The organism is Caproiciproducens sp. LBM24188, assembly GCF_054130445.1.
The window spans coordinates 1,853,747-1,866,409 of record NZ_CP196862.1 but is presented as its reverse complement, the minus strand read 5'-3'; the positions used below and the strand labels follow the sequence as shown (position 1 = coordinate 1,866,409).

Annotated in this window: 14 protein-coding genes; all 14 read left to right on the top strand. The window is 49.0% G+C overall.

Translation table 11 applies throughout. From position 1 onward, the window contains the following. Positions 1-24: 24 nt before the first annotated feature. The 14 genes from spoIVA to ACSVDI_RS08755 all read left to right on the top strand — a co-directional run bounded on the left by spoIVA (position 25) and on the right by ACSVDI_RS08755 (position 12,618). A complete protein-coding gene (gene spoIVA, locus ACSVDI_RS08820) occupies positions 25-1,503 on the top strand; it encodes a stage IV sporulation protein A (RefSeq protein WP_457942247.1) in 1,479 nt (492 codons plus the stop codon). Positions 1,504-1,698: 195 nt separating this feature from the next. Continuing rightward, positions 1,699-2,547: a sulfide/dihydroorotate dehydrogenase-like FAD/NAD-binding protein gene (locus tag ACSVDI_RS08815; protein ID WP_457942245.1), complete on the top strand. Its 849-nt coding sequence runs from the start codon at positions 1,699-1,701 to the stop codon at positions 2,545-2,547. Beyond that, the gene (gltA, locus tag ACSVDI_RS08810) at positions 2,540-3,928 is read left to right on the top strand and encodes an NADPH-dependent glutamate synthase (RefSeq protein ID WP_457942244.1); all 1,389 of its coding nucleotides are present in this window, start codon (positions 2,540-2,542) and stop codon (positions 3,926-3,928) included. The genes ACSVDI_RS08815 and gltA overlap by 8 nt, the downstream gene beginning before the upstream one ends. 135 nt (positions 3,929-4,063) lie before the next feature. Continuing rightward, entirely contained in the window at positions 4,064-4,642 is a 579-nt protein-coding gene (locus ACSVDI_RS08805; RefSeq protein ID WP_457942243.1) for a hypothetical protein, read from the top strand. Between the two features lie 4 nt (positions 4,643-4,646). Continuing rightward, on the top strand, positions 4,647-5,243 hold the full coding sequence (locus tag ACSVDI_RS08800) for a metalloprotease (RefSeq protein ID WP_457942241.1): 597 nt from the start codon (positions 4,647-4,649) through the stop codon (positions 5,241-5,243). A 59-nt stretch (positions 5,244-5,302) separates the two neighbouring features. Continuing rightward, the gene (locus tag ACSVDI_RS08795; protein ID WP_457942239.1) at positions 5,303-7,147 is read left to right on the top strand and encodes a TIGR03960 family B12-binding radical SAM protein; all 1,845 of its coding nucleotides are present in this window, start codon (positions 5,303-5,305) and stop codon (positions 7,145-7,147) included. After that, a complete protein-coding gene (locus tag ACSVDI_RS08790; protein WP_457942238.1) occupies positions 7,134-7,793 on the top strand; it encodes a TIGR03936 family radical SAM-associated protein in 660 nt (219 codons plus the stop codon). Before ACSVDI_RS08795 ends, ACSVDI_RS08790 begins: the two co-directional genes overlap by 14 nt. Positions 7,794-7,963: 170 nt before the next feature. After that, positions 7,964-8,308, top strand: a complete 345-nt coding sequence (gene rplS / locus ACSVDI_RS08785; RefSeq protein ID WP_457942236.1) for a 50S ribosomal protein L19 — start codon at positions 7,964-7,966, stop codon at positions 8,306-8,308. A 134-nt stretch (positions 8,309-8,442) separates the two neighbouring features. Further along, entirely contained in the window at positions 8,443-9,030 is a 588-nt protein-coding gene (gene lepB / locus ACSVDI_RS08780) for a signal peptidase I (protein ID WP_457942234.1), read from the top strand. A 48-nt stretch (positions 9,031-9,078) separates the two neighbouring features. Continuing rightward, the gene (gene lepB / locus ACSVDI_RS08775; protein ID WP_457942232.1) at positions 9,079-9,672 is read left to right on the top strand and encodes a signal peptidase I; all 594 of its coding nucleotides are present in this window, start codon (positions 9,079-9,081) and stop codon (positions 9,670-9,672) included. A 155-nt stretch (positions 9,673-9,827) separates the two neighbouring features. Next, on the top strand, positions 9,828-10,697 hold the full coding sequence (ylqF, locus tag ACSVDI_RS08770; protein WP_457942231.1) for a ribosome biogenesis GTPase YlqF: 870 nt from the start codon (positions 9,828-9,830) through the stop codon (positions 10,695-10,697). A gap of 1 nt (position 10,698) precedes the next feature. Then, positions 10,699-11,319, top strand: coding sequence for a ribonuclease HII (locus tag ACSVDI_RS08765; RefSeq protein ID WP_457942230.1), 621 nt, complete (start codon positions 10,699-10,701; stop codon positions 11,317-11,319). After that, on the top strand, positions 11,309-11,680 hold the full coding sequence (locus tag ACSVDI_RS08760) for a YraN family protein (RefSeq protein ID WP_457942228.1): 372 nt from the start codon (positions 11,309-11,311) through the stop codon (positions 11,678-11,680). The genes ACSVDI_RS08765 and ACSVDI_RS08760 overlap by 11 nt, the downstream gene beginning before the upstream one ends. After that, complete coding sequence (locus tag ACSVDI_RS08755) at positions 11,677-12,618, top strand: dipeptidase (protein ID WP_457942226.1); 942 nt, start codon at positions 11,677-11,679, stop codon at positions 12,616-12,618. Before ACSVDI_RS08760 ends, ACSVDI_RS08755 begins: the two co-directional genes overlap by 4 nt. Positions 12,619-12,663: the final 45 nt, after the last annotated feature.

Sequence of the window (12,663 nt, the reverse complement as noted above, 5' to 3'; positions counted from 1 at the left end):
TTCTCTGCCTGAGGGGGAGGTAAAATGGAAGAACGCAACATTTATAAAGATATTTCCCAGCGCACGAATGGTGACATATACATAGGCGTTGTCGGTCCGGTTCGCACCGGAAAATCCACCTTTATCAAGAAGTTTATGGATTTGATTGTGGTGCCGAACATGGATTCCAACTACCGCCGCGACCGGGCGATTGATGAAATGCCTCAGTCCGCCGCGGGCCGTACCATTATGACCACGGAACCCAAATTCGTTCCGGAACAGGCCGTGACCGTCCATGTGGATGACAGCGCCACCTTCTCGGTTCGCCTGATTGATTGTGTGGGGTATATTGTCCCGAGTGCGCTTGGTTATATTGAAAACGATATGCCGCGAATGGTCATGACGCCGTGGTATAACGAACCCATACCGTTTAACATGGCCGCGGAAATCGGCACGAAAAAGGTTATCACGGAACACTCGACCATTGGTCTGGTGATTACGACAGACGGCAGCATCAGCGATATTCCGCGCGCGGAATATGAAGAGGCAGAAGAACGGGTTATCAATGAACTGCAAGAAATCAAAAAGCCGTTCATTGTTCTGCTCAACTGTGTTGACCCCAATTCTCCAAACTCCGTTTCTATGGCGCAGGAAATGCAGCAGCGGTACGGGGTCCCAGTTCTGCCGGTAAACTGCCTTGACATGCAGGAAGAAGAAATCCGGACAATTCTTTCCAAGGTGTTGTTCGAATTCCCAGTGAAAGAAATTAAGGTGGAAATGCCAAAATGGATTTCCACGCTGGAAAAAGGCCATTGGCTGCGTTCCGCTTTGTTCAGCGCAATTCAGCAGTCGGCGGCGAAGGTATCAAAAATTCGCGAGGTCAATACCATCATCGACGATTTGCAAAAATGCGAATATGTCCGCGGGGCAAGGACCGTTACCACGGAATTGGGAACCGGCCACACCCGGATTGCCATCTCTTTGGACCACAACCTGTTTTACAAGATTATTGGTGAGAAAACCGGGATCGAAATCGAAGACGAGGGCAGCCTTCTTGAGTGCATGCTGAGCCTCGCGGAAACAAAGAAAACGTACGATAAGATCAAAGAAGCCTATGAGGATGTGCAGCAGACCGGCTATGGAATCGTTATGCCAAGCATTGAGGAACTGACCCTGGATGAACCGGAAATTATCAAGCAGGGTGGCAAGTATGGCATTCGCCTGAAGGCGGCTGCTCCTTCGATACATATGCTGAAAACACAGATTACCACAGAATTGACGCCGATTGTTGGTTCGGAGGAACAGTCGCAGGAACTGATTGTTTATTTGCTTAAAGAATTCGAGGAGAATCCGGCGAAAATCTGGGAATCCAACATTTTCGGCAAAAACCTGCATGAGCTGGTCAGCGAGGGGCTGAACAACAAACTGTACCGTATGCCGAACGATGCCAGAGATAAGGTGCGCGAAACCATCGAAAGAATTATTAACGACGGTTGCAACGGCTTGATTTGCATCATATTGTAAATACGCGATAGAAAAGATGGTTTGGTTGGAAAAATAACCAAATCATCTTTTTTAGTTGATAAAATATAAAGTAGCCATTATAATAGAAGTAATTCACTGTAATGGGTTCAATATCTTAACATCAGCTGCGGTTATTCTGTGCGGTGATAAGATTGGTGTATTATTTTAAAATGCGTTGAAGGAAGTGTAGCCGATATGTTTAAGATCATAGAAAAACGTAAATTGAACGATTCTATGACAAAAATGGTCGTTGACGCTCCGTTTATTGCAAAAAAGGCAAATGCGGGCCAGTTTATCATTTTGCGCGTCAATGAGTTTGGCGAGCGGATTCCCCTTACTATTGCGGATTATGACCGTGAAAAGGGAACCGTGTCTATTATTTACCAAATCGTTGGCAAAACCACCATGGCACTGGATCAGCTGAATGAAGGCGACGCCATTCTCGACTTCATTGGGCCGCTTGGAAAAGCCTCTGAACTGGAGGGCTATAAAAAGGTTGCGGTAATCGGCGGCGGCGCTGGCTGCGCAATCGCATATCCCCAGGCAAAGGCACTGCATCAGATGGGGGCTAAGGTCGACGTGATCGCGGGCTTCCGCAACAAAGACCTGATTATTCTGGAAGAAGAAATGGGCGCGGTCAGCGATCATTTAGTGATTACTACCGACGACGGCTCCAACGGAAACAAAGGCTTTGTAACCGATGCTCTACGTAAGAACATTGAAGACGGCGCAGGCTACGATCTTGTTATTGCAATCGGGCCGCTTGTTATGATGCGCGCGGTCTGCAATTTGACCAAGGAATTTGGAATTAAAACCATTATCAGCATGAATCCGATCATGATCGACGGCACCGGCATGTGCGGCGGATGCAGACTGACTGTGGGCGGAAAGACCAAATTTGCCTGCGTGGACGGCCCGGATTTCGACGGTCACGAAGTGGATTTTGACGAAGCAATCAAAAGGACCAGAACTTATTTTGATTTGGAGCGGGAATCCGCCCGGGAATATAACTGCCGATTGATGGAGGGTGCGAAAAATGCCTAATATGACTCCGAAAAAAACTCCGATGCCGGAGCAGGACCCCAACGTACGCAACAAGAATTTCGAAGAGGTCGCTTTGGGATACACCGAAGAAATGGCAATTGAGGAAGCACAGCGTTGCCTGAACTGCAAAAATAAGCCCTGCGTGAATGGATGCCCGGTTGGCGTACGCATCCCTGAATTTATTCAGAAGGTGACGCAGCACGATTTTGCAGGCGCATATCAGACCATTAAAATGACCAACTCGCTGCCGGCGGTTTGCGGTCGTGTCTGCCCACAAGAGACCCAGTGCGAACATAACTGTGTCCGTGGCATTAAGGGCGAACCGGTGGGCATTGGCCGGCTGGAACGCTTTGTCGCCGACTGGTACATGAAAAACGGAGAAGAAAAAGCGGAAAAGGTTCAGCCGAACGGCCACAAAGTGGCAATTGTCGGCGCGGGCCCGGCCGGTTTAACCTGTGCAGGCGATTTGGCCGCGCTGGGGTATTCCGTAACAATCTTTGAGGCGCTGCACACAGCGGGCGGCGTTTTAATGTACGGCATTCCGCAGTTCCGTCTTCCGAAGGAAATTGTTCAGAAGGAAATCGCCTCTTTGGAAGCAAAGGGCGTTGAAATCAAAACCGATATGGTAATCGGCAAGGTTCTCTCCGTGGACGAGTTGTTTGAAATGGGCTACGAGGCAGTCTTTATCGGCACCGGCGCAGGACTGCCGAACTTTATGAATATTCCGGGCGAAGGTCTTGTCGGGACTTATTCCGCAAATGAATTTTTAACGCGTGTAAACCTGATGAAGGCTTATCTGGATGAATACGATACCCCGATTATCCGTCCGAAGAACGTTGCTGTAGTTGGCGGCGGAAACGTAGCGATGGACGCGGCCAGAACGGCAAAACGTCTCGGGGCAGAGAATGTGTATATTGTTTACCGTCGTGCGGAAGAGCAGATGCCTGCCCGTAAGGAAGAAATCCACCACGCCAAAGAAGAGGGGATTATTTTCAGCCTGCTTCATAACCCGGTGGCCATTCATGGCGATGAAAACGGCCGCGTGCGTGCAATTGAGTGCGTAGAAATGGAACTGGGTGAGCCGGACGCTTCCGGGAGACGCAAACCGGTCGAAAAGAAGGGCTCAAACTTCGAAATTCCGGTGGATTGCGTGGTTATGGCAATCGGCAATTCGCCGAATCCGCTCATTCGTTCCACTACGGAGGGCCTGGAGGCTAACAGCCACGGCTGTATTATTGTGAACGATGAAACCATGGCGACCACCCGCAAGGGCGTTTATGCCGCGGGCGATGCGGTCAGTGGTGCCGCTACGGTTATTTTGGCGATGGGCGGCGGCAAAGAAGCGGCGCGTTCCATCGACGAGTATATTCAATCCAAATAACAGTTTTTCCAGACAGAGGGAGCTGCAGATGAATTTAGGTTCATTTGCAGCTCCCTCTTTTTGCAGGTCCGGTTCTCTTCCTGTTCGGACATACATATTTATTATTTGGAGATTGATTTTACAGGAGGAAAAACAATGAAAGAATACAAAGACGGTTACGAGGAATACGAGCTCTCCGACTATCCCGCCGACGAGAACGAAGAGAACACGCCGGAAAACGAAGGGGAAAACAAGAAAAGAACCAGCGTAACACTTTTAACCATCATTCAGATTTCAGTCTGCTCCATTCTTTTGATTGCCGCTGTTATTATACGTATTGGCGGGGGAGATACCTATAATAAGGTGCGTTCCTGGTACATAGAAAATATTAATAAGTCCATTGTGCCCGAGGAACAGATGAACAATGTGAAGGAACGGGTAATCGATCTTTTCCCAACGTCTTCCGAAAGCCAAGCTGTTTCAGAGCCGCAGCCGTCCTCCGGAGTTTCTCAGGCGCAGCAGGCGGTTTCTTCGCAGGGAACAGCCAGTGCGCAGGATAATGCGCCTTCGCAGCCGGCTGCTTCTGACAATGCAGCCGCATCTTCCAATGGCACGGGGAGTGTCAGCTCCCAGCCGGTCGGTTCACAGGCGGTTTCCTCTTCTGGCCAGCAGGGGAACAACAATGCTGCCAGCAAAACGGCGGCCTCCGTTCCGTCGCAGTCCCTAATCGAATAGTATGATGAATTTTCGCATAAGGGGCTGCTGCATCTCTGTCAGTTACCTGTTCCTTGCCATGGCCGCTGCCCTTTTGTTTCTGGACCATACCGGCGTGGTTGCGGCAACGTTTTGTGCGGCCGCCCTGCATGAAGGCGGACATTTTCTGGTGATGCGGATTTTCGGCACCGGGTTGTCGCAAATCCGCGTTACACCCTTTGGAATCGATATTGAAAAATCCCGCTGCGCCGAACGGACCTATTGGCACGACGCCCTGATTTCCCTCTCCGGGCCATTCGCAAATTTGCTGACTGCCGCTCTTTTTTCTCTTTTTGGCCGTTCTTTTCTGCAGTTTGTTCAGGTCAATATAGCGCTTGCACTGTTTAATTTGCTGCCGATTGAGCCGCTTGACGGCGGTCAGGCGCTTTATTCCCTGCTGTGCATCCACTGGATTTCGGAACGCGCCGCAAAAGCGGTATCCGTAATTTCTTTCGTGGTGCTGACACCTGTGGCCGTTCTGGGTTTCCTGCTTTTATTTCAGTCGCCGTGGGATTTTTCCATTTTGGCGGTCAGTCTATATTTGATCTTTCTGCTGGTTTTTAAAAACGGAAGATATTATTGATTTGCAATCCGAACCTCCGGGCAGTATAATAAAAAATACTGAATAATCGGAGGTACTCCATGATTGACCATAAAATCGAAAAATTGCTCCTTAAAGTTCAAAAACCGGGGCGCTATGTCGGCGGGGAATTGAACAGTGTCATAAAAAACAAAAAGGATATCGAAGTCCGGTTCGCGTTCTGCTTTCCGGATATTTATGAAGTCGGCATGTCACACCTTGGCATGAAGATTTTGTACAGTCAGCTGAATGAAGTTCCGTATGTATGGTGCGAACGCGTTTTTGCCCCGTGGGCAGATATGGAAGAACAGATGCGTCAGAACCACATTCCGCTTTATGCCCTGGAAAGCGGAGACAGCCTTGCGGACTTTGATATCATTGGCTTCACGCTTCAGTATGAAATGAGTTATACCAACCTGCTTAATATGCTCGATATGGCTGGGGTTCCGTTGAAATCCAGCGACCGCCGCTCCCTTTCCCAGTTGGTTGTGGCCGGGGGGCCGTGTGCGTGCAACCCGGAGCCGCTGGCGGATTTTGTTGATCTGTTTTTCATCGGGGAAGGGGAAGAGGTTGACTGTGAAGTCGTTGAACTTTACAGGGATTTTAAGCGAAAGAACGGCACAAAAGAGGATTTTTTGGCGGCTGCCGCACAGATTTCGGGGGTTTACGTCCCTTCGCTTTATGATGTAACATACAAGGAAGACGGCACGATCGATACATTTCAGCCGCGCGGAAATGCTCCGGCGGTGATTCACAAGCGTGTGATGATGGATTTGGACAAGTCCTATTTTCCAGACCGATTTGTGGTGCCGTACATCGAAATTGTACATGACCGTGCGGTTTCCGAGGTATTGCGCGGCTGTATCCGCGGCTGCCGTTTTTGCCAGGCGGGCTTTATTTACCGCCCGTTTCGTGAAAAATCGATTGATGCGATAGACCGCCAATGCCGTGACCTGTGTGAAAACACAGGGTATGACGAAATTTCCCTTTCTTCGCTGAGCACAAGTGACTATTCAAAAATCAACGATTTGCTCGACCGTCTGATGGCCTGGACGGAGGACAGAAAAACCGGAATTTCGTTGCCGTCCCTGCGCGTGGATGGTTTTTCCAACGAACTGATGAAAAAGATTAAGGCGGTTCGCCGCAGCGGCCTGACCTTCGCGCCGGAAGCGGGAACGCAGCGCCTGCGCGACGTTATCAATAAGAACGTAACGGAAGAGGAGCTTCTGAAAACGGTCAATACCGCATTCGGCGGGGGATGGACAACCATCAAACTTTATTTTATGATCGGCCTGCCGACGGAAACATTACAAGACGTGGAGGGAATCGCCGATCTGGCTCAGAAGGTCGTGGATGCCTATTATAATCATCCGAACAAACCGCGTGGAAAATCCGTTAAAGTATCAATCAGTGCGTCCTCCTTTGTTCCCAAGCCGTTCACGCCGTTTCAGTGGGAGCCGCAGGACACGATTGAAACGATTCATGCTAAACAGCGTCATCTGCTGTCTTCCATTCATTCCAAAAAGATTGAGCCCAGCTGGCATGAAGCGGACACCAGCTTTATGGAGGCCGTATTTGCGCGCGGAGACCGCCGGCTTGGTGCCGTTTTGCTGGAGGCGCACCGCAGGGGGATGAAGATGGACGGCTGGCAGGATTTCTTTTCCCTGCAGAAATGGCTGGAAGTATTTGCGTCATGCGGAATTGACCCCGCGTTCTACGCAAACCGCAAGAGGAGCTTCGACGAGCATCTTCCATGGGATCATATCGATTACGGCGTGAAAAAGTCCTTCCTAATGGAAGAATGCAAACGCGCTTATGCAAACAAAACCACCCCGAACTGCCGAGAGGCCTGTTCCGCGTGCGGCGCATCCTGCTTGAAAGGAGGAATCTGCGTTGAAAGTCGTTAGAATTTGGTTCCGAAAGACAGGAGCCGCGCGTTATATTTCCCACTTGGATTTAAACCGTTGTATGTCCCGGGCAATGCACAAGGCAAATATTCCGCTCTGGTATACGCAGGGGTTTAACCCGCATGCGTTTCTGACCTTTGCGCTTCCGCTGCCGCTTGGCATAAGGAGTGAGCGGGAATGCATGGATTTAAAACTGGATGACGACGTGATTTCCCGGGAAGAAATGATTTCCCGCCTGAATACGGCTCTGCCGAAAGACCTGGCCGTGTTTGACGTAACCGAACCGGTTAGGAAGCCCGGTCAGATTGCTACGGCTTCCTATCGGATTTTATTGGAGCCGGAAAACACCAGCGCAGATGAGCTTTGTTCCCAAATCAGGGACTTTTTTCAGGCGTCGGAAATTGTGGTTCCAAAACATACGAAAAGCGGAATCATTGATTTTGATTTAAAACCGTACTTAAATCAAACATCGGTTTCCGTGAAAGGGGATGGGGTGGAAATGGAAACGCTTCTCCCTGCCGGGAGCAACGGGAACGTAAATCCCATGCTGATTTTGGACGCATTGAAAAAATATTTGAATCTGGAACCGTACGCAGACATTGAAAGAACCGGTTTGTACGATAATACGGGCAAAATATTCGAATAAATCTTAAAAAAACGTTGCACCTTTTGCCGGATTGTGGTATGCTATAGAAGCATTTGGAATCCGTCGGCTTGTTCCGGTGGGGTTCAATGCCCGGTTTATCCGAGACATTGAAGCGGACAGTCCTCTGCCTGAATGGCATGAATGTCTGAAATTTAGGAGGAAATTAATTCATGGATGCATTAAAATTGATTGCTCAGGATTCCGTAAAAGCGGAGATCCCCGAATTTGAAATCGGCGATACCATCCGCGTAAACGTAAACATTCGCGAAGGCGAAAGAGAAAGAATCCAGGTTTTTGAGGGTACCGTGATTGCCCGCAAAGGCAGCGGCATTTCCGAAACCTTCACTGTGCGCCGTGTTTCCTATGGCGTTGGTGTGGAAAGAGTTTTCCCGATTCATTCTCCAAACGTAAAAGGAATCGAAATTATCCGCAAAGGCCGCGTTCGCAGAGCAAAGCTTTATTATCTGCGTGACCGTGTCGGCAAAGCAGCTAAGGTTAAAGAACAAATTAAATAAGCTGTGGAAAGGGACATGTATGTGTCCCTTTTTTGCTACTGCATATTGATTGGCCGGCCTGATTTTCATCATGGTTCGGCCATAAGCGATGCATATTCCGGTGGAATATAGCAAATTTAAAGGGGTGGCGTCTTTTGATTCCGAATGATAAAGATTCCGAGCTTGAAACCACGGTACCGGGTGCCATCAGCAAGCCTGTATCCAGCTGTTTTGAATGGGTGGAAGCGTTAATTCCCGCCTTGATTATTATCCTTGCTATCTTTACGGTGCTGTTCCGTGTGATTACGGTAAACGGTTCCTCCATGGAACCGAATTTAATCAATGGGTATAAAATGTTTGTTTCGTGTTTTGACCGCAGTTACAAAACCGGGGATGTTGTCGTTATCGACGGAAAGGGTACTAACCTGAACATTGTTCTGGTCAAACGGGTAATCGCCACCGGCGGACAGACGGTGGATATTGATTTTAATACCGGCATCGTTTCTGTGGATGGAAAGCAGCTGGACGAATCCGCTTATATTAAAAACGGAATCACCAAGGATCAGGCGGACGTTACGTTTCCGCAGAAGGTTCCGGACGGGCACATTTTTGTTTTGGGGGATAACCGGTCGATATCGGAGGACAGCCGGTTCAGCGAAGTTGGAATGATTGACCAACGCTATGTAATCGGTAAGGCGAATTTTATTATCATGCCGTTTTCAAAGTTCGGAAAACTGCAGTGAGGGTATCCTTTTTGGAGCGGATTGATCCTTAACGAAGGAGCTGGCTCTGTGTTGTTTGGTAAAAAAAAGAAAAGCAAAAAGATGGAAGATGGGAATCAGAATCACTGCGGAAACGAAATGGTGAAAATTTGCTTTGACTGGATGGAGTCGGTTTTTGCCTCGCTCATTTGCGTTGTCATTCTTTTTACCCTCTTTTTTCGCATTGTTAACGTCAGCGGACCTTCCATGCTGCCCACCTTGAAATCAAATGATCGCGTGCTGATCCGGAGCTTGGGTTACCGTCCCCGCCGGAATGATATTGTTGTAATCACACATACGGCAATGCTGAATGAACCAATTATTAAACGAGTAATCGCCTTGGAAAACGACACGGTGGATATTGATTTCCAAACCGGCATCATTACGGTGAACGGCCGGATTTTGGAAGAATCCTCCGACCGAAAAAAGGGATTAACGGAACAAAATTCCGATTTCCAGTTCCCGCTAACGGTTCCGAAAGGGCATGTTTTTGTATTGGGGGACAACCGTTCCATTTCCAATGACAGCCGGTTTCGCGATGTTGGCATGATTGACGAACATAATATTTTGGGCAGGGCAGAATGTATCCTTTTGCCGTTTGACAGAGCCGGTGTACTATATTAGTTAGCCGCCAAGCGATTGAAGCGGTAAAATCTTGTGCGGAACTTGTTTCCCTGTTTTGCCGCGATGCTTGCTATGGCAGTTTTATGGCACACTTTTGCCGTTTGAGGACAAGTCCCGGTTTGATTATTTTAGAATGACAGAGGACGATTGATAGAATGAGTGAAGCGCAATCCATACAGTGGTTTCCTGGTCATATGACCAGGACCCGAAGACAGATTGAAAAGTATTTAAAACAGGTTGACGTGGTGGCTGAAATTATTGATGCGCGGATTCCGGTAAGCAGCAGGAACCCGGTGTTGCATCAGATTATTCAAAGTAAGCCGCGCGTGATTCTGATGAATAAAAGCGATATTGCTGACCCGGCGCAGACAAGCCGCTGGGTGGAGTATTATAAATCACAGGGAATCCGTGCGCTGCCAATCGACTGCCGTACCGGAAAAGGCCTGAATCGGTTTATTCCTTTGGTTCGCGATGTTCTGAGTGAACGAATTGCCGGTTGGGAGGCCAAAGGAATGGTAGGCCGCACGATCCGTGTTATGGTGGTTGGCATTCCGAACGTGGGAAAATCCTCGCTGATTAACCGGCTTTCCAAAAATGCAAAAGCAAACGTGGAGGACCGCCCCGGTGTGACACGCTCTAACCAGTGGTTCACCATCGGAAAAGGATTTGACCTTTTGGACACCCCCGGTGTTCTATGGCCAAAATTTGAAGATAAAGCAGTAGGAGAACGGCTTGCCTTTACCGGTGCGGTAAAGGACGACGTTGTGGACACGGAAGGCCTTTCCTGCCGTTTGCTGGAGGTTTTACGCGACAGCTACCCGGAAGCGGTAAAAAAACGCTATAAGCTGGAAGAGGTGGACATCGCGGAGCGAAAAGGGTATGAATTGCTTGAAATGATCGGGAAGAAACGCGGTATGCTGATTTCTGGGGGAGAGATTGATACGGAACGCGCTTCGATTATGATTTTGGATGAATTCCGGAGCGGCACCCTAGGAAGAATTACATTGGAACGGGCTGGGGAATAGCATGGATTGGTTTGCTTATGAAAACGCTGCAAAAGCGAAAGGATATCAGTACATCTGCGGCATCGATGAAGCCGGGCGCGGGCCATTGGCCGGACCGGTGTTCGCTGCCGCAGTTATTTTGCCTGAGGGCGCTGTAATCGAGGGGCTCAACGACTCTAAAAAGCTGAGCGCCAAAAAGCGGGAACTGCTGTACGACAAAATTATGGAAACGGCCCTAAGTTGGTCGGTTGCCTTTGCGACGGAAAAGGAAATTGATGAAATCAATATTCTGCAGGCTACCTTTTTGGCAATGAAGCGCGCCTGCGACGGCCTGAAAATCCGGCCGGACTTTGCCCTGGTGGACGGCAACCGAATGCCGCAGCTCGGGGTGGAGGCGGAAACGATTATCCGGGGCGACGGCCTTTCTGCAAGCATCGCCGCGGCATCCATTTTGGCCAAAGTCAGCCGTGACCGGCTGATGCTGGAGATTGACAAGCTCTATCCGGAATATCAGTTTGCGAAGCATAAGGGTTATGGGACCGCTCTGCATACGGAATTGATTCGAAAATACGGTCCGTGCCCAGTACATAGAACCACCTTCCTGAAAAAGATTCTGGCAGGGGATGATTGCCGTGCGAAATGAATCCGGCCAAATCGGGGAGGAGTATGCTTCCGAGCTGTTGGTAAAGCAGGGATATGAAGTACTGCAAAGAAATTATCATTCCCGCTTCGGAGAGATTGATATTATCGCGCGGAATGAAGAATACATTGTTTTTGCAGAAGTGAAAACAAGGGACGAAAAGTTTTTGGTCAGTCCGTTGGAATCGGTGACGGCCGGCAAGCAGAAGAAGCTTTGTAAAACCGCAATGTTGTATCTGCAGTCCCATCCTACCGGTTTGCAGCCGCGTTTTGATGTGATTGGGATTGTGACGTCCGGAACCGATTGTCAAGTGAAATCCGTGGAACATATTGAAAACGCGTTTTCCTTTGGAGGCTATTTATGAACTCAGTGGACTACTTTGATTTGCATTGCGATACCATTGGTGGCTGCTACGAATCGCACCAATCGTTGTTTGACGGGGACTTGCACATTTCCTTAAAACGCGGTTCCGAATTTCGCACCTGGTTCCAATGCTTTGCTGTTTTTATCCCGGATGATTTGCGTGGACAAAAAGCTGTGGCACATTATGACGCGCTGTATGGACAGCTGCAAAAAGAAATTCAACGGTATTCCAAACACGTTATGTTCTGCAAAACAGCCGACGATTTGGCCAATGCGCAGCGGGAACATAAAATCGGCGCCATTCTGACGGTGGAAGGCGGCGCAGCCTTGGGCGGCAGCTTAGAGCGGCTCGCTTTTTTAGCAGAATGCGGCGTTAAGGCAATGACCCTTACGTGGAATTCATCCTGTGAAATTGGCGACGGAGCCGATGCAAAGTCACCGAAAGGCCTGACCAATTTTGGAAAAGAAGTCATTGCTGAAATGGAGCGGCAGAACATTGCCATCGATATTTCCCATGCGAGCGATGCTCTGTTTTACGACGTTGCTTCCCTCACCGCAAAGCCTTTCCTTGCTACGCATTCCAATTCCCGCACGCTCTGCGGCCACCGAAGAAATCTCACGGACGAACAGTTTCAGGTCATTCGTGACCGCGGCGGTCTTGTGGGGATTAACTTTGTACCGGAATTTTTGAACGAGTCCGGTATCGCTGATTTGCAGGATGTACTGAAGCATGTAGAGCATTTTCTGGCGCTTGGCGGCGAACGCTGCTTGGCGGTCGGCAGTGATTTTGACGGCATCGGCACGCTGCCATCCGGAATCACCGGGGTGGAATCCATTGAAAATCTGGCGGAAGAAATGCTTCGTCACAATTATTCCGAAAATCTAGTACATTCGATATTATTTGACAATGCTTATCACTTTTTCCTTTCACTTTTTTGAGTTTCATGATATATTATTGATATCAGCCATTTAAAGGGGGAAAAA